17 protein-coding genes are annotated in these 15,462 nt (G+C 71.4%); 9 read left to right on the forward strand and 8 right to left on the reverse strand.

The genetic code is table 11. From position 1 onward, the window contains the following. Positions 1-17: 17 nt before the first annotated feature. The 3 genes from ACWGH4_RS16560 to ilvA form a co-directional block, all read right to left on the reverse strand. Positions 18-875: an ABC transporter permease gene (locus ACWGH4_RS16560; RefSeq protein ID WP_453460995.1), complete on the reverse strand. Its 858-nt coding sequence runs from the start codon at positions 873-875 to the stop codon at positions 18-20. Beyond that, a complete protein-coding gene (locus ACWGH4_RS16565; RefSeq protein ID WP_453460998.1) occupies positions 872-1,885 on the reverse strand; it encodes an ATP-binding cassette domain-containing protein in 1,014 nt (337 codons plus the stop codon). The genes ACWGH4_RS16560 and ACWGH4_RS16565 overlap by 4 nt, the downstream gene beginning before the upstream one ends. A 196-nt stretch (positions 1,886-2,081) precedes the next feature. Then, a complete protein-coding gene (gene ilvA, locus ACWGH4_RS16570; protein WP_453461001.1) occupies positions 2,082-3,308 on the reverse strand; it encodes a threonine ammonia-lyase in 1,227 nt (408 codons plus the stop codon). A gap of 246 nt (positions 3,309-3,554) precedes the next feature. On the opposite strand from ilvA, the gene ACWGH4_RS16575 reads away from it, so the two are divergent. The 4 genes from ACWGH4_RS16575 (at position 3,555) to ACWGH4_RS16590 (ending at position 5,094) form a co-directional block, all read left to right on the forward strand. Continuing rightward, positions 3,555-4,085, forward strand: a complete 531-nt coding sequence (locus ACWGH4_RS16575) for a MarR family winged helix-turn-helix transcriptional regulator (protein WP_453461004.1) — start codon at positions 3,555-3,557, stop codon at positions 4,083-4,085. 53 nt (positions 4,086-4,138) lie between these two features. Beyond that, complete coding sequence (locus tag ACWGH4_RS16580) at positions 4,139-4,591, forward strand: sigma factor-like helix-turn-helix DNA-binding protein (RefSeq protein ID WP_453461007.1); 453 nt, start codon at positions 4,139-4,141, stop codon at positions 4,589-4,591. Beyond that, complete coding sequence (locus ACWGH4_RS16585; protein WP_453461009.1) at positions 4,588-4,839, forward strand: hypothetical protein; 252 nt, start codon at positions 4,588-4,590, stop codon at positions 4,837-4,839. Before ACWGH4_RS16580 ends, ACWGH4_RS16585 begins: the two co-directional genes overlap by 4 nt. 63 nt (positions 4,840-4,902) lie before the next feature. Continuing rightward, the gene (locus tag ACWGH4_RS16590) at positions 4,903-5,094 is read left to right on the forward strand and encodes a DUF1059 domain-containing protein (RefSeq protein ID WP_453461012.1); all 192 of its coding nucleotides are present in this window, start codon (positions 4,903-4,905) and stop codon (positions 5,092-5,094) included. 66 nt (positions 5,095-5,160) lie between these two features. Here ACWGH4_RS16590 and ACWGH4_RS16595 read toward each other — a convergent pair whose 3' ends face one another. Further along, positions 5,161-6,315 (reverse strand): cystathionine gamma-synthase, encoded by a 1,155-nt coding sequence (locus ACWGH4_RS16595; protein WP_189466488.1) that lies wholly within the window; start codon positions 6,313-6,315, stop codon positions 5,161-5,163. A 70-nt stretch (positions 6,316-6,385) separates the two neighbouring features. Here ACWGH4_RS16595 and ACWGH4_RS16600 point away from each other — a divergent pair, with 70 nt between their 5' ends. From ACWGH4_RS16600 to abc-f, 4 genes are all read left to right on the forward strand, one after another. After that, positions 6,386-7,489: a hypothetical protein gene (locus tag ACWGH4_RS16600; protein WP_453461015.1), complete on the forward strand. Its 1,104-nt coding sequence runs from the start codon at positions 6,386-6,388 to the stop codon at positions 7,487-7,489. A 94-nt stretch (positions 7,490-7,583) separates the two neighbouring features. After that, positions 7,584-8,246 (forward strand): peptide-methionine (S)-S-oxide reductase MsrA, encoded by a 663-nt coding sequence (gene msrA, locus ACWGH4_RS16605; protein WP_453461017.1) that lies wholly within the window; start codon positions 7,584-7,586, stop codon positions 8,244-8,246. A 103-nt stretch (positions 8,247-8,349) separates the two neighbouring features. Next, complete coding sequence (locus ACWGH4_RS16610; protein WP_453461033.1) at positions 8,350-9,261, forward strand: DUF5829 family protein; 912 nt, start codon at positions 8,350-8,352, stop codon at positions 9,259-9,261. A 349-nt stretch (positions 9,262-9,610) separates the two neighbouring features. Beyond that, entirely contained in the window at positions 9,611-11,287 is a 1,677-nt protein-coding gene (abc-f, locus tag ACWGH4_RS16615; RefSeq protein ID WP_453461020.1) for a ribosomal protection-like ABC-F family protein, read from the forward strand. A 39-nt stretch (positions 11,288-11,326) separates the two neighbouring features. Here abc-f and ACWGH4_RS16620 read toward each other — a convergent pair whose 3' ends face one another. The 4 genes from ACWGH4_RS16620 to ACWGH4_RS16635 all read right to left on the reverse strand — a co-directional run bounded on the left by ACWGH4_RS16620 (position 11,327) and on the right by ACWGH4_RS16635 (position 15,042). Further along, positions 11,327-11,767 carry a helix-turn-helix domain-containing protein gene (locus ACWGH4_RS16620; RefSeq protein WP_453461023.1) on the reverse strand — a complete coding sequence of 147 codons (441 nt, stop codon included), beginning with the start codon at positions 11,765-11,767 and terminating at the stop codon, positions 11,327-11,329. Positions 11,768-11,929: 162 nt separating this feature from the next. Further along, on the reverse strand, positions 11,930-12,922 hold the full coding sequence (locus ACWGH4_RS16625; RefSeq protein WP_453461026.1) for a GNAT family N-acetyltransferase: 993 nt from the start codon (positions 12,920-12,922) through the stop codon (positions 11,930-11,932). A gap of 132 nt (positions 12,923-13,054) precedes the next feature. After that, positions 13,055-14,320, reverse strand: coding sequence for a L,D-transpeptidase (locus ACWGH4_RS16630; RefSeq protein ID WP_453461029.1), 1,266 nt, complete (start codon positions 14,318-14,320; stop codon positions 13,055-13,057). Positions 14,321-14,628: 308 nt separating this feature from the next. Further along, positions 14,629-15,042 (reverse strand): hypothetical protein, encoded by a 414-nt coding sequence (locus ACWGH4_RS16635; RefSeq protein WP_441263875.1) that lies wholly within the window; start codon positions 15,040-15,042, stop codon positions 14,629-14,631. Between the two features lie 107 nt (positions 15,043-15,149). Here ACWGH4_RS16635 and ACWGH4_RS16640 point away from each other — a divergent pair, with 107 nt between their 5' ends. After that, positions 15,150-15,434 carry a hypothetical protein gene (locus tag ACWGH4_RS16640; protein ID WP_453461031.1) on the forward strand — a complete coding sequence of 95 codons (285 nt, stop codon included), beginning with the start codon at positions 15,150-15,152 and terminating at the stop codon, positions 15,432-15,434. Positions 15,435-15,462 lie beyond the last annotated feature (28 nt).

Consider the following 15,462-nt stretch of genomic DNA (forward strand, 5'->3'; position numbering starts at 1 on the left):
GCCCCTTCGTGTGCCGGTCAGGCGGCGGAGCGGTACTTGCGGACCGCCAGGGTGCGGAAGACCACCAGGATCAGCAACGACCAGAGCGCCGAGGCCAGCACCGGGTGCTGCATGGGCCAGGCGTCGGGCGCCTTGAAACCGGGCGGCAGATTACCGAACAGCTCGCGGCATGCCTGCACGGTCGCGCTGAACGGGTTCCATTCGGCGATGGTCTGCAGGAAGCCCGGCATGTTGTTGGCGTCCACGAAGGCATTCGAGATGAACGTCAGCGGGAACAGCCAGATCAGTCCGCCGGAGGTCGCGGCCTCCGGCGTGCGGACCGAGAGGCCGATCAGCGCGCCGATCCAGGAGAACGCGTATCCCAGGAAGAGCAGCAGGAGGAAGCCGAGCAGCACCTTGCCGAAGTTCTCGTGGACCCGCCAGCCGAGGATCAGCGCGACGACCGCGAGCACGACGAGCGTGAACGCCGTCTGCACGAGGTCGGCGAGGGTGCGGCCGGTGAGAACCGCGCCGCGCGCCATGGGCAGCGAGCGGAAGCGGTCGATGAGGCCCTTGTGCATGTCGTCGGCGATGCCGGCGCCGGCTCCGGCGGTGGCGAAGGTGACGGTCTGGGCGAAGATGCCCGCCATCAGGAACTCGCGGTAGTCCTGCGGTGAGATGGAGCCGCCGACCTGGATGGAGCCGCCGAAGACGTAAGTGAAGAGCACCACGAACATGATCGGCTGGAAAAGTCCGAAGATGATCATCTCGGGGATGCGCATCATCCGGATCAGGTTGCGCTTGGCCACCACCAGGGAGTCCCTGACGGACTGGCCGATGCCGCCACGGGGGCGGGGCGCCGCGAGCGGCGGCACTGTCTGCGTGGTGGCGCTCACTTGGCGCCCTCCTTCCTGGCGCTGCGGCCTGCGGCGTCTTCCGGGCCCGCGCCGCCGTTGGCCTGTTCCGTCTCCGCCGCGTGGCCGGTGAGCGAGATGAAGACGTCGTCGAGGGTGGGGCGGCGCAGGCCGATGTCGTCGATCTCCACGCCGCGGGCGTCGAGGTCGCGGATGACCTCGGCGAGCAGCTTGGCGCCGCCGGTGACGGGGACGGTGAGCTTACGGGTGTGCTCGGCCACGGTGACCTCGCCCTTGCCGTAGCCGACGAGGACCTCGCGGGCGGGCACGATCTGTTCGGGCTCGTGGACGACGACCTCGACACGCTCGCCGCCCGTGCGGGCCTTGAGCTGGTCGGACGTGCCGCGGGCGATGACCTTGCCCTGGTCGACGACGCAGATGTCGTCGGCGAGGTGGTCGGCCTCCTCCAGGTACTGGGTGGTCAGCAGCAGCGTCGTACCGCCGCCGACGAGTTCCTGGATGACCTCCCACAGCTGCTGCCGGTTGCGCGGGTCGAGGCCGGTCGTCGGCTCGTCCATGAACATCACGGGCGGGGACACGACCAGCGCCGCGGCCAGGTCGAGCCGGCGGCGCATACCGCCGGAGTAGGTCTTGGCGGGGCGGTCGGCGGCGTCGGCCAGATTGAACCGCTCGAGCAGCTGACCTGCCCTCTTCTTCGCGTCCCTGGAGCTCATCTGGTACAGCTGCCCGACCATCTGGAGGTTCTCCCGGCCGGTCAGGTACTCGTCGACGGCGGCGAACTGGCCGGAGAGGCCGATGGACCTGCGCACCTCGTTGGGGTGCTTGAGCACATCGATGCCGGCGACGACCGCGGAGCCGCTGTCCGGCTGGAGGAGAGTGGTCAGTACGCGCACGGTGGTGGTCTTACCGGCGCCGTTCGGGCCGAGAAGTCCGAGGACCGTGCCTTCGGGGACGTCGAGATCGACGCCGTCCAGTGCCTTTACGTCGCCGAAGGTCTTGACCAGACCTTCGGCGTAGATGGCGCCTGGCATAGAGGGTCTCCCATGGTGACGGGTGGAGTGGATGAATGCTTGCGCGCGACGGGCCGGCTCGGCCGCTCCCTTGGCGGGAGCATGGCAGGGACCCACACCATAACGCGATACATCGCGTCTCTCAAGAGGGTGTCGCGTCATGGCGCGCCGGGTATCGCGATACAGGCGCCTCGCCCTCCCGCCGGCGCGGAAGCGCTCAGACCATCACCGTGTAACCCGCGGCGCGCAGGGTCGCCGCGACCTCCTCGCAGTGCTCGGGCCCCTTCGTCTCCAGGTGCAGCTCCACCTCCACCTCCGTGAGCCCGAGCCGCGGGTCGGTCCGTACATGGCTCACATCGAGAACATTGGCATCCGCCACTGACAACAGGCCGAGAAGACCGGCGAGCGCACCCGGCCGGTCCGTCAGCCGCAGTCGCAGCGACAGGTACCTGCCCGCCGCGGCCATGCCGTGCCGGAGGATGCGCTGCATCAGCAGCGGGTCCACGTTGCCGCCCGACAGCAGGGCGACGACCGGGCCCTCGAACGACCTCGGATCGCTCAACAGTGCCGCCACCGTGCTCGCCCCGGCCGGTTCGACCACCATCTTCATCCGCTCGAGGCAGAGCAGCAGCGCACTGGAGAGCGCATCCTCGGAGACCGTACGAACCTCCTCCACAAGATCGCCAATGATTTTGAAGGGCACATCCCCCGGCCGCCCCACCTTGATCCCGTCCGCCATCGTCGTCGGCTCGTCGACGGACACCGGATGCCCGGCCGCCAGCGAGGGCGGATAGGCGGCGGCGCCCTCGGCCTGCACGCCTATCAGCTTCACGTCCGGCCGCAGCGCCCGCACCGCGACCGCGATCCCGGCCAGCAGCCCGCCCCCGCCGACACCGACGAGGATCGTCCGCACCTCCGGGCACTGCTCGAGGATCTCCAGCCCCACCGTGCCCTGCCCGGCGATGATGTCCGGGTGGTCGAAGGGGTGGATGAAGACGGCACCCGTCTCCCGCGCGTACTCCTGCGCCGCGGCCAGCGTCTCGTCGACGACCTGCCCCTGCAGACGCACATCGGCCCCGTACTCCCTGGTCGCGGCGACCTTCGGCAGCGGGGCCCCGACCGGCATGAAGACCGTCGAGCGCACCCCCAGCAGCGACGACGCCAGCGCCACGCCCTGCGCGTGGTTGCCCGCGGAGGCGGCGACGACGCCCGCCGCCCGCTCCTCCTGCCTGAGGCCGGCGATCCGCACGTACGCGCCGCGCAGCTTGAAGGACCCGGTGCGCTGAAGGTTCTCGCACTTGAGATGGACCGGTGCCCCCACCAGCTGCGACAGATGCCTGCTGCCCTCCATCGCCGTGACCCTGGCGACACCGGACAGCATCTTCTGCGCTCCCCGGACGTCGTCGAGGATCACGGAGGGAATCTCGGGCGTACGGAAGCTCATGCTGCCAAGTCTGGCAGTTCGGGCTTCGACGGGCGGCGCCGTCCGCATCCCGGTCCGGCGCCTGCCGCCGCCACCCGGAAGGGGCCCGCGGCAGGGCGGACGCACCGGCCCGGAGTCCGGCCGCGTAAGGGGCCCGTACCGGATTGTGCAGCGCAGGTACGCCGGGACCCGGGGCCGCGTACTCTGTCCCCCACCAACCGACCACCGCACAAGAGAGCCCCCGCAGCCATGCCCACTTCTCAGGACATGACGACCACTGCGTCTGCCTCTCGGGGGACCTCCCCCGAACCTCCCGGCGGCCCCGGTCTCCTCGATGCCCTCCAGCACCAGGTGGCCGTGTTCGCACGCCGCGCGGAACAGACACGGCTCGGCGGAGTCGGCCAGGTCCGCAACTCGATGGACCGTGCCGCGTACCTGCTGCTCAACCGCCTGGACCTGGAAGGTCCGATGGGCGTCAAGGCACTGGCCGCCGGGATGGGCATCGACTCCTCGACCGTCACCCGGCAGGTGGCGCCGCTCGTCGACACCGGCCTGGTCAAACGCACCTCGCACCCGGAGGACGGCCGCGCGGTCGTGCTCCAGCTGTCCCCGCGCGGCCTGGCCAAGCTCGAAGAGGTCCGCGCCTCACGCCGTGAACTGATGGCCCAGGTGACGGACGGCTGGACGGAGAGCGAGCGGGAATCGTTCTGCACTCTGCTCACCCGTTTCAACATGGCCCTCTCCGCCCGCCAGGCCGGTCTTCCCGCCGGTGAGACGGAGACGCCGCCGACCTCTTGACCCAGGGCCGTCACCGGGCTCTATATGAGGACGTGACCGAGCGGAATTCAGCCATGGACCGCCGTCGCGCCCAGGAGTTCGAGGCCTTCGTGGCGGGCGCGTCGAGCCGGCTGCTGCACGCCGCGACCCTGCTCACCGCCGAGCCCCCCACCGCGAACCCGCTCGCACAGCGGCTGCTGACCGGCGCCCTGGCCCGCACCTACGCGCACTGGGACCGGCTGCGCGGCGAGGACCCGTACAACCGCACCCGCCAGGAACTCGCCCTCCGCTTCGCCCGCAGCGCCTGGCGCTACCACCGGGTGCGGGGCGGGGTACTGGACCGCCTCACCCCGCAGGAACGCCTGATCCTCGTGCTCCGCCTGTACGAGGGGGTCGAGGAGGAGCAGACCGCCGCGATCATCGGGCTTCCCGCGGACCGGGTGCGGGCCGTCTGCAGCCGGGCGGTCTACGCCATGCGCAGCGCCCGCAAGGCCCCGGGCCGCCCACTGCTGAGGACCGCCTCGTGAACGGCCCGGAACGCAAGGAGGACGAGGTCAGGCGGATGATGGACGCCCCCCATCCCGTGGTCCCCGCCGGCCTCGGCACGCGCGCCGCGGAACAGGGCTCACGACTGCTGCGCCGCCACCGGGCGGTCCGCCGGGTGTGGATCGGGCTGCTGATCGTGCTGGTGATCGCGTGCGCGGTGTGGGCGACGGTGACCGAACCGTGGGCGGTGCCTCCGTCGGACACGACACCGCCACTCGAAGGCTGGTAGCGGCGGCTCGTCGCGGATCTACCCTGAAGAGAGGGGCGCACCGAACGAGCCCAGGAGGCCGTCATGACCAGGAAAGTCGCCGACTGCCGCAACACTCCCAGCGTCTCCGGATGCACCCTCACCATCAGCGGCGAGGAGGAGGAAGTCGTGCGGGCGGCCGTGGAGCACGCCATCTCCGTGCACGAGCACGCCGACAGCCCCGAACTGAGGCAGATGGTGCGTGAGTCGCTGCAGGACGAGAAGGCCCCCGTCTGACCGGACCCCGCTCCGCCTCCGTCGGCCCCGGCGGGTTCGCCGGGCCCGACGGAGCATCGGGGCAGGTCAGCCCAGAGCCTGCTGAAGATCGGCGAGGAGGTCGTCGGCCGCCTCGATGCCCACGGAGAGACGGACCAGATCCGCCGGCACCTCCAGGGCGGAGCCCACGACGGACGCGTGCGTCATGCGGCCCGGGTGCTCGATCAGCGACTCCACACCGCCCAGCGACTCACCCAGCGTGAACAGCTTCGCCCGGTTGCACACCTCGACCGCCGCCTGCTCGCCACCCTGCACGCGGAACGAGACCATGCCGCCGAACGCCCGCATCTGCTTCGCCGCGATCTCGTGGCCGGGGTGCTCCGGCAGCCCCGGGTAGAGGACCTGGGTGACCTTCGGGTGGCTGGTGAGCATCTCCGCGACCCGCGTCGCGTTCTCGCTGTGCCGGTCCATGCGCACCGGCAGCGTCTTGATGCCGCGCAGCACCAGCCACGCGTCGAACGGTCCGGCGACCGCGCCCATCGCGTTCTGGTGGTACGCCAGTTCCTCGCCCAGCTCGGCGTCCGCGGCGATCAGCCCGCCGCCCACGACGTCCGAGTGGCCGCCCATGTACTTGGTCAGCGAGTGCACGACGACGTCGGCGCCGAGCGCGATCGGCTGCTGGAGGTAGGGGCTGGCGAAGGTGTTGTCGACGACGAGCTTCGCGCCCGCCGTGCGGGCGATGTCCGCGACGGCCGCGATGTCGGTGATGCCGAGCAGCGGGTTCGACGGCGTCTCGACCCAGATCACCTTCGTGCGGTCGGTGACCGAGGACCGCACGGCCGCCGGGTCGGAGGTGTCGGCCACGGAGAAGTCGACGCCCCACCGCTCGACCACCTTCGCGAAGAGCCGGAACGTGCCGCCGTACGCGTCGTTCGGGATCACCACGTGGTCGCCGGGGCGCAGCAGCGTACGCAGCAGGCAGTCCTCGGCGGCGAGCCCGGAGGCGAAGGCCAGACCCCGGCGTCCGCCCTCGATCGCGGCGAGGTTCTCCTCCAGCGCGGTGCGCGTCGGGTTGGCGCTGCGGCTGTACTCGTAACCGCCGCGCAGGCCGCCCACGCCGTCCTGCTTGTACGTGGACACCTGATAGATGGGCGGTACGACCGCGCCGGTCAGCGGGTCCGCGGTGTTGCCCGCATGGATGGCGCGGGTCTCGAAGCTGTGGAAGCTGTGCTGGTCGCTCATGAGGCCCGAGCGTAGTCCGGTGCGGGACCGGCCGTGGCCGCACACCACAGGCGTCCGGGACAATGGGCCCATGGAGATTCTCTGGTTCCTGATCGCACTGTGCATGCTGACGGCGATCATCGGCCCCGTCGTGCTGCGCCGCCGGAACGGCATCCGGCTCGCCCTGCCCGGTTCGCCCGACGCCGCCGACCCGGACAACTACGGATTCGTACGCCAGGAGCAGCTGGACGTCCGGATGCCCGGACCGGACCAGGACCTCCTCGACGTACTGGACGTCGTCCAGCGGACCCAGGACTGGCAGGCCGCCTCCCAGCTGCTCGCCGGTACGCCGAAGGAGGGCGAGCGGCGCTGGCAGCGCGTCCAGGCCTTCGCCGGGGCCGCGTCCCTGGAACTGGCGCAGCAGCCCGGCGTCGGCGGCGCGTGGCTGCGCAAGTGGCGCTCACAGGCGCCGAAGGACGCGGGCGCGGCGCAGGTGCACGCCGAGTTCCTGGTGCAGCAGGCGTGGCGCTCTTCGGCCGTCGGCGCGGACGACTTCCGGATCATCCTGGAGGAGGCCCGGACCGTCTGCGGCGAGGCCGCGCTGCTCGCGCCCGGCGACCCCGTCCCGTACATCATCGAGCTGGCCGTCGCCCGCGGACTCGGCTACAGCCACGAGCAGTTCGACCAGCTGTGGGCGAAGGTCATCGACCGCGCGCCCGACCACATGGGCGCCCACCTGGCCGCGCTGCACCACCTGTGCGAGAAGTGGCACGGCTCCCGCGAGGAGGCCGACCACTTCGCCACGACGGCCGCGGCCCGCGCCCCCCGGGGGTCGCTGCTTGCGGCCCTCCCCCTCTTCGCGGTCTACGAGCACCTGCCGGAGGTGAACCTCGTGCGCTCCTTCTACCAGAGCGCGGTGGTCACCAAGGCCATGGAGGGCGCGCTGTTCGCGGTGCACTCCGCCCGCCCGGACGACCCGATGCTCGCGCACGTACGCCACCTGCTCGTCGTCTTCCTGGTGAACTCCGAGCGGTGGGCCGAGGCGATGCACCAGCTCGTGCAGGTCGACGGCCACGTGGGCGCGCTGCCCTGGACGACGGAGCCCGACCCGGCGGCGGCGTACACGGTGTACCGCAACCTGGCGGTAGCGGGGTACGAGGCGAACGGCGGCAGCCCGGCGACACTGCTGCGCTGAACCGCGCCCGCGCGGCGTCGCCGATGGCGCCGGTGGAATTCCGGACGGCACCGGGACGTTGTTCCGTTGCCGTCACCGTGAAGGAGAACCAGCCATGCTCTTCGGCCGTACGCCCGTGCTGCCCACCCCCGAGCAGGCCCTCAAGGGCCGCCCGGAGCCGACCTTCACGGTCCCCGACCGCCACACCGTCCTCGGCAACCCCCTGCTCGGCCCCTACCCGGGGCACCTGGAGACCGCGGACTTCGCGCTCGGCTGTTTCTGGGGCGCGGAGCGCAAGTTCTGGCAGACGCCGGGCGTGTGGACGACGCTCGTGGGCTACCAGGGCGGCTACACGCCGAACCCGACGTACGAAGAGGCCTGCTCGGGCCTGACCGGGCACACGGAAGCCGTCCGCGTCGTCTTCGACCCGTCGGAGATCACGTACGAGTCGCTGCTGAAGCTCTTCTGGGAGTCCCACAACCCGACCCAGGGCTTCCGCCAGGGCAACGACGTGGGCACCCAGTACCGCTCGGCGATCTACACCCACTCCCCCGCCCAGGCCGCCGCGGCGGCGTCGTCCCGGGACGCCTACCAGAAGGTCCTGACGGGCTCCGGGTACGGCACGATCACCACGGAGATCCTCCCGGCGGAGGGCCGACCGTTCTACCCGGCCGAGGCCTACCACCAGCAGTACCTGGACAAGAACCCGGCGGGCTACTGCGGCATCGGCGGCACGGGCGTCTCCTGCCCGATCGGCGTGGCACGCGCCGAGGGCTGACCTCGGCAGCCGGCCGCGCCACGGGCCGGTCCGGAGAAATCGAAGGCGGCTGCGCACCGGTCCTCCTACGATCCCTGGCATGCTGCTTCGCCGGGTATTACAGATGACCATGGTCCTCGTCCTGGCCCTCGCGGGGGCCGTCGGGGGCGGTACGAGCACGGCGCTGGCCGAGGAGAGCCGGCCGCCGACCGATCGGCAGTTGCTGTTCTACAACCACGCCTACGGGGTGCTCGACCGGGAGACCGCCGACGCGATCGAGCACTCCGGCTATCTGCGTACCTTCGCCGACTTCCAGGTGCGCACCACGACCGGAGCCGACGGGCAGACCTGGACCGGCCGCTACCTGCTGGGCCGCGAGACCTACCTCGAGCTGTTCGGGGTGGGCGACCTTCCCGGCCAGGACGGCACCCTCGGCGCCGCCGGGATGGGGCTGTCCACCGAACGCGCCGGTGACCTGGCCACGGTGACCCGGCGACTGCGCGACCAGGGCGTCGCCGAGCCGGTGGAGTTCCGGCAGACACGGGACTTCGGCGACGGCGTGCCCGTGCCGTGGTTCGACGCCGTCTTCACCACCACCACGTACGACGCCTTCGGCGCCTGGGGGATGGAGTACCTGCCGGAGTACTTCGCCGACCCGCGCAGCAACACCGAGCCGGCCTCCTACCCCGGCGACGTCGGCCGGGAGCGCTACCTGTCCGACGGCTACCAGGACCGCCTGATGCGCGACGTGACCTACGTCCGCCTCGGGGTCACGGAGACGGACCTCGCGAACACGGAACCACTGCTGCGGGCCGGCGGGTTCGTCGTACGGCCCGTGGACGGCGGCGTCCTCGCGGTGCGGGGCGGCACCACGCTCCGGTTCGACGCCGTCCCGCGCGAGCAGGCGGGCCTGCGGGAGGTCGGGATGTCGCTCAACCGGTCCGTGGAGTACCGGCACGAGGAGCGCATCGGCCGTTCGACCCTGGTCGTCGGCCCCGGCTCCCATGCCCTGTGGACCTTCGGCGGGACCCCTTAGGACGGGCACCGGCAGAGCCCCGGGCACCCGACCGCGGTGACGGCGCCGCGCCGGGTGCCTCACTGCCGTGACCCGCCGGGCCGCACGACGGTGACGGCCAGGACCGGGACGGATGCCGCGGGGTGGCCGCGGTCACCCCCGGTCCCGGCCCGGTAATGGCACACTGGGCGTATGGGTTCGCACAAGCACTACTTCTTTCTCTGATTCCGGACGCGGACGCAGCGTGCGAGTCGTAGGACTCCGCTGACGTCCCTCCCGCGTCCGTCCGACAGCACCCGGCCCTGCTCCGGCATGCGCGCAGGCGCACTGCGCCATGCCGCCGAGCTGGCCTGTCACCCAGGGAAAGACCATGCGCGAACGCGCCCGACTGACCATGAAAGACGTTTCCAAGGCGTACGACGGCCGTGCCGTCCTCGATCAGGTGTCGCTGACCGTGCGACCCGGTGAACGCGCCGGCGTCATCGGGGAGAACGGCTCCGGCAAGTCGACACTGCTACGGCTCATGGCCGGCGACGAGACACCCGACACGGGTGGGATCACGGTCAGCGCACCCGGCGGCACCGGGCACCTCGACCAGACCCTCGAGCGGACGCTCGGGCTCGGCCCCCACCACACCGTGCAGGACGCCGTCGACACGGCACTCGCCGAACTCCGCGGCCTCGAACGGCAGATGCGGCAGGCGGAGGCGTCCCTCGCCGAGGCGGGCGAGGCGGAACTCGCCGCCTACGGCGAGCTGCTCACAGCCTTCGAGGAGCGCGGCGGTTACGAGGCCGACGCCCGGACCGACGCCGCCCTGCACGCGCTGGGCCTGGGCGGGCTGCCGCCGGAGCGGCGGCTCGGCTCCCTCTCCGGCGGGGAGCAGTCGCGGCTCGCCCTGGCATGTGTGCTGGCCGCCTCCCCCGAACTGCTGCTCCTCGACGAGCCGACCAACCATCTGGACCGGCAGGCGACCGAGTGGCTCGAGGAGCAACTGCGCGGCCACCGCGGCACGGTGGTGGCCGTCACCCACGACCGTGCCTTCCTCGAACGGGTCGCCACCACGATCCTCGAGGTCGACCGCGACACGCGTACCGTGCACCGGCACGGCGACGGCTGGGCGGGCCACCGGGCGGCGAAGGCCGCCGCACGCCGCCGCCGGGAGCAGGAGTACGAGGAGTGGCTGGGCGAACTGGCGCGCACGCGGGAGCTGGTGGCCGCGTCCGGGCAGCGGCTGGCGGCGTCGGGGAAGGACCCGCGCCAGGGCTTCGGCAAGCACCGCCGTTCGCACGAGGCGAAGCTGTCGGGCCGGGTCAGGGCGGCACGGCAGCGTCTTGAACGGCTCGAACGGGAGCCGGTGACCGCGCCGGCGCCGCCGCTGCGGTTCACGGCGCGGCCGGTCACGTCGGGCCGCTCGGGACTGCTCGCCGAACTCACCGGCATCGGGGTCGGTGAGCGGCTGCGTCTCGCGGGTCTGCGGCTGGAGTCGGGGCAGCGGCTGCTGGTGACCGGCCCGAACGGCGCGGGCAAGACCACGCTGCTGCGAGTGCTGGCCGGGGAGCTCCGGCCGGACGAAGGCACGGTGCGGCACGGGGAGCGGGTCAGGATCGGCTACCTCGCGCAGGAGTTGCCCGTGGCCCCGCCGCGCGGACCGCTGCTGTCGGCCTATGCGGCGGGCCGGCCGGGCCTGCCGGAGGAGTTCGCCGACGAGCTGCTCGGCCTGGGCCTGTTCCGCGAGGAGGATCTTCACGTACCGGTCCGCGCCCTGTCCGTGGGCCAGCAGCGGCGGCTCCAACTGGCCCGGCTGCTGGCGTCACCGGCCGATCTGCTCGTCCTGGACGAGCCGACGAACCACATGGCCCCCGACCTGATGGAGGACCTGGAAGAGGCGCTGGCTTCGTACGAGGGCGCTGTGGTCGCGGTCTCCCACGACCGGCGCTTCTGCGGCGCGTTCACCGGCGACCGGCTGGAGCTCCGCGCCGGCCGCGCGGTGGAGCATGTCGTCCGCGGTGACACCGATGGGGAGGGCCGGGCCCCGGCCCTCTCCTGACCGGCCGTCAGGCCGGGTGCCGGGGCACCTGCCCGACGGTCACGCGGCGAGGCGCACGTCGCCCTGCCGTGCCGCCCCCACGGTCCGGCCGAACCGGGCCGTGGTGGAGCGGGCCGTGGTGGAGCGGACCGTGGTGGAGCGGACCGGGCGGACGAGCTCGCGGTGGGACAGGGCGAGCAGGTCCGCGAGGCCGAGGCCGAGGGCGTGCGCGGCGGCGGCGAGGATCTCCGAGGAGGCCTCCTTGCGGCCGCGTTCGAGCTCGGAGAGGTACGGCACGGAGATCCTGGCGGCGTCCGCCACGTCCTTCAGTGTGCGCTCCTGCGCCAGCCGCTCACGGCGCAGGACGCCGCCGACGACCTCCCGCCAGAGCGGCTCTCCGGGCGACGCCTGACCCGGTGCCGGTGCCGGCCCGTCGGGGGCCGGCGCCACGGCCGGGCGCAGGGGAACGACACGGGCTCGGTTCGTCTCGTGGCTGCTCACCCGCCCAGCGTAGAAGCGCCGCAACGGGCTGTGGAGCAGAAGCGGTTGCGCCAGGGGCGAAACGTCTTCCCGTGGCCGGCGGCTCGATGGGCCCGGTCCGGTCCCCGGGCGGCAGGAGGAGTGCCCGGCGGTCACCTGCCGGGCACGGGGCGGGCCGGACGGTCACAGCTTGGTCTGGAAGTACGCGATCTCGCGTTCGCGCCGGTAGCCGAGTTGTTCGTTGACGGCCAGCATGGGGCCGTTCTCGTCGGCGACGGTCGTGGCCGTCTCTCGTACGCCGGGGCACTCGGCGGCCACGACGCCCATCATGTGGCGCTTGACGGCGAGGCCGAGGCGGAGGCCGCGGTGGGCGGGTACGACGACCGTGTCGTACTGCATGGCCCGGACGTCGGACGGGTCGCGCAGCACCAGTTCGGTGTAGGCGGCGACGGTGTCGGCGCCGTCGGCCGTGTGCACGACGGCCGAGGAGAGTATGACGCCGCCGCGGTCCTCGATCACGCGGGCGGCCGCCCGTACCCGTGCCGCGTCCCACTTCGGCACGGAGCGGTCCACGTCCCCCATGGGCGCGTCCTCCATGGCGTTGTGGGCCTCGGCGAAGGCGTCGGCGAGTCCGTCGGGCACGACACCGGTCCAGTGGGCGTAGGCGTACCCGTCGGGGAGCGCGGGGGGCACCGGGTGGGCGGCGAGCGCGTCCTGGAGGTCCTGCACGTACCAGGCCAGCGGGAGGGCGTTGTCGAAGCCGTGACGGGCGGCGAACTCCTCGCCCGGCCCGCCGAGTTCGATCTCCGCAGTGACCGAAGTACGGCCGTCCGCGGCGAGATCGTCGCGTACGGCCGCCCAGAGCCGGCTCCCGACGCCGCGGCGCCTGGCCCTCGGGTGAACGGTCAACTGGTCGAGGAACGCGGTGTGCAGGTTGTTCTCGTCGGTGAAGAGCACCACCGACGCCACGCCGTCGTACGAGCCGTCGGCCGCCACGGCCGCGTGATGGACGGTCCGGCCGTTCACCGACGACCTCCGCAGCTTCCCCTCGGTCTCCACCCGGCCCGGCGCGGGCACGTGTCCGGGCAGGTCGTGGAGGTGCGCGGCACGGACGACGGTGTGCCAGGCGTCCACGGCGGAGTCGGAGGGCGGCACGGGGAGGGTGGTGATCGTCATGCCGGGGACAGTACGTCCCCCTCCCCGGCGGCCGCTCGGAATTACGGCCGCCGCTGCCCGCGCCGGGGCCCGGAACGACGACGGTGGCGGCACCCTTCGCGGGTGCCGCCACCGTCAGGTGTCACGGGCGGGTCAGACGGCCGAGCCGGCCTTCCACTGCGCCCAGTCCATGTTCCAGCCGTTCAGGCCGTTCTCCGGCTTGATGGTGGTGTCCTTGGAGTTCTTGACGATGACGACGTCACCGACGATCGAGCTGTTGTAGAACCAGGCGGCGGGCTGCTTCGGGTCGCCGGCGCCCTTGACGTCGTTCAGGCCCACGCAGCCGTGGCTGGTGTTGGCGCTGCCGAAGACGGAGTCCGGTCCCCAGTAGTTGCCGTGGATGAACGTGCCCGACGTGGACAGCCGCATGGCGTGCGGCACGTCCTTGATGTCGTACTCGCCCTTGCCGTCGTCGTCGGTGAAGCCGACCGTCGCACCGTTCATCCGGGTCTCCTTGAACTTCTCGGAGATCACCATCTGACCGTTGTAGGTCGGGTTCTCGGAGGAGCCGGCGGAGATCGGAATGGTCTTGATCGTCTTGCCGTCCTGGGTGACCGTCATGATCTTGCTGGCGGCGTCGACGGTGGAGACCTGGTTGCGGCCGATCTTGAAGGTGACCGTCTTCTGCTGCACGCCGTAGACGCCGTCGGCGCCCTCGACGCCGTCGAGCTCGAGCTTCATGGTGACGGTCGAGCCCTCTGCCCAGTACTGCTCGGGGCGGAAGTCGAGGCGCTGGCTGTTGAACCAGTGGCCGACGACCTCCTGCCCGCTGCTGGACGTCACGGTGATCCCGGACTGGACGGCCTTGCGGTCCGTGATCGCCTTGTTGAAGTTGATCGACACGGGCATACCGACGCCGACGGTGGAACCGTCCTCCGGCGTGAAGTTGCCGATGAAGCTGTTGGCCGGCGAGACGGTCGTGAACGACGCGTTCTCGTGGGCCTCGAGACCGTCCGCGTCCTTGGCCGTGGCGGCGATCTTGTACGTGGTCGAGCGCTCGAGCTGGGCGTCGGGCTTCCAGCTCTTGCCGTCGGCGGCGAGGGTGCCGGCCACGGCGGTGCCGTCCGCGGTCGTCATCGTGACCTCGGTCAGGGTGCCGTCGGTGACGGTGACCTTGGCCGCGTTGTTGATGCTCGCGTTGGTCGAGCCGTTCTTCGGCGAAATCGCTATTCGCGCCTTCGAGACCGCCTTCGCCGCGGCCTCGTCGATCTGCGCCTGTGACGTCTTCGAGGCCTCGGCAGCCGCGTCCTGATCGTCCCCGCCGCTGCAGGCCGACAGGGCCAGCACACCCCCGAGCAGCACGGATGCGACCTTCCATCCGTTGCGCCGCTTGCTGTCCGTCATCACACGCGTCTCCATCGTTGCCGAGTCCCCTGATCAACCACTGTGGACAACCCCCATTTCAGGTCATCCGGTTCCACATCGGTACACGATGTGGGGAACAACACCTCACCGGGTGCGCCCGTCGGGCTCCTTGCCCGCCCGGGTACACCTGCCCGAACTGATCGACGCTGCATCCGCCTCATCGGTTGCACCGTTCCCGGTCCGGCTTCGTCATTCGATTGTCGCCCCCGCACTCCTGCCCGGGAAAGCCCGGGCGGAAGTGCGGGGGGCGCCTGCCCGGCGATCCGGGCCCGAAGCGTGTAACAGGTCACTTCCCGGTCCCGTTACGGCCACCGGCCGGTGTCGCCGTCGCCGTCACCCTCGACGCCGCTGTCGTTCTCCAGCAGCGGGTAACCGTCCGGGCCCGGTTCGTAACCATCGACTTCGTCCTCGTCGATGTCGAACTCCCAGTCGGCGGAGTCCGGGTCGTACTCGATCTGCTCGCAGCTCCACGAGGCCTGCGCGAGCTCGATGCCCGGCACCTCGCTGACGAGGTCGAAGGGGTCGATCAGATACGCCAGGGCCTCCGCCTCCTCCTCGCGCACCGCGGACTGGGCATGCGTCCGCTCGTCGTCGGGCATGAACTCGTCGTCCGCGATCCGTTCGAGCGCCGCTCCGGTCAGGGCGCCGGAGTCCTCGACCTCGATCACCAATTCCACTCGCAGCCGCACATAGCGTGATGTCTCAGAGGTGGTCATACGACGGAGGGTATGGCCCTTCGGGCCGCGGCTTTCCCACGACCCGCTGCTTTCACTAGCATCGCCCCACCGGCCAATTCGAGGATGCCTCAAGGGGGATCGACTTCGTGTCCGTCGCACGTCGACCGCTGCTCACCGCCACAGCCGCAGGGACCCTTCTGTGTGCGCTGTGGTTCGTCCCCTCCGCGAATGCCACCGCCGAGAGACAGGCCGCGCAGGAGTCCGGAGACTCGCGTTCCGGGGCGGCGGCGCAGGCGGCCGGCGAGGAGCTCCTGCTGGCGCAGACGGGCAGCGTGGACACCACCCCGTACGTGATCGGCGGCACGGTGTCCCTCGGTATCGGGGCGGGTTTCGTCGCGTACTCGATGCGGCGGCACACCGGCACCGTCTGACCGGCCACCGACGCGAAGAGGCCGCCCC

The organism is Streptomyces sp. NPDC054847 (genome assembly GCF_053610925.1).

Bases quoted from the DNA above. Each gene is read 5' to 3' on its own strand.
- ACWGH4_RS16565 (WP_453460998.1), bottom strand. From the start codon at position 1,885: ATGCCAGGCGCCATCTACGCCGAAGGTCTGGTCAAGACCTTCGGCGAC.
- ilvA (WP_453461001.1), bottom strand. From the start codon at position 3,308: ATGAGCTTCCGTACGCCCGAGATTCCCTCCGTGATCCTCGACGACGTC.
- ACWGH4_RS16575 (WP_453461004.1), top strand. From the start codon at position 3,555: ATGACGACCACTGCGTCTGCCTCTCGGGGGACCTCCCCCGAACCTCCC.
- ACWGH4_RS16580 (WP_453461007.1), top strand. From the start codon at position 4,139: ATGGACCGCCGTCGCGCCCAGGAGTTCGAGGCCTTCGTGGCGGGCGCG.
- ACWGH4_RS16590 (WP_453461012.1), top strand. From the start codon at position 4,903: ATGACCAGGAAAGTCGCCGACTGCCGCAACACTCCCAGCGTCTCCGGA.
- ACWGH4_RS16595 (WP_189466488.1), bottom strand. From the start codon at position 6,315: ATGAGCGACCAGCACAGCTTCCACAGCTTCGAGACCCGCGCCATCCAT.
- ACWGH4_RS16600 (WP_453461015.1), top strand. From the start codon at position 6,386: ATGGAGATTCTCTGGTTCCTGATCGCACTGTGCATGCTGACGGCGATC.
- msrA (WP_453461017.1), top strand. From the start codon at position 7,584: ATGCTCTTCGGCCGTACGCCCGTGCTGCCCACCCCCGAGCAGGCCCTC.
- ACWGH4_RS16610 (WP_453461033.1), top strand. From the start codon at position 8,350: ATGACCATGGTCCTCGTCCTGGCCCTCGCGGGGGCCGTCGGGGGCGGT.
- abc-f (WP_453461020.1), top strand. From the start codon at position 9,611: ATGCGCGAACGCGCCCGACTGACCATGAAAGACGTTTCCAAGGCGTAC.
- ACWGH4_RS16625 (WP_453461026.1), bottom strand. From the start codon at position 12,922: ATGACGATCACCACCCTCCCCGTGCCGCCCTCCGACTCCGCCGTGGAC.
- ACWGH4_RS16630 (WP_453461029.1), bottom strand. From the start codon at position 14,320: ATGGAGACGCGTGTGATGACGGACAGCAAGCGGCGCAACGGATGGAAG.
- ACWGH4_RS16635 (WP_441263875.1), bottom strand. From the start codon at position 15,042: ATGACCACCTCTGAGACATCACGCTATGTGCGGCTGCGAGTGGAATTG.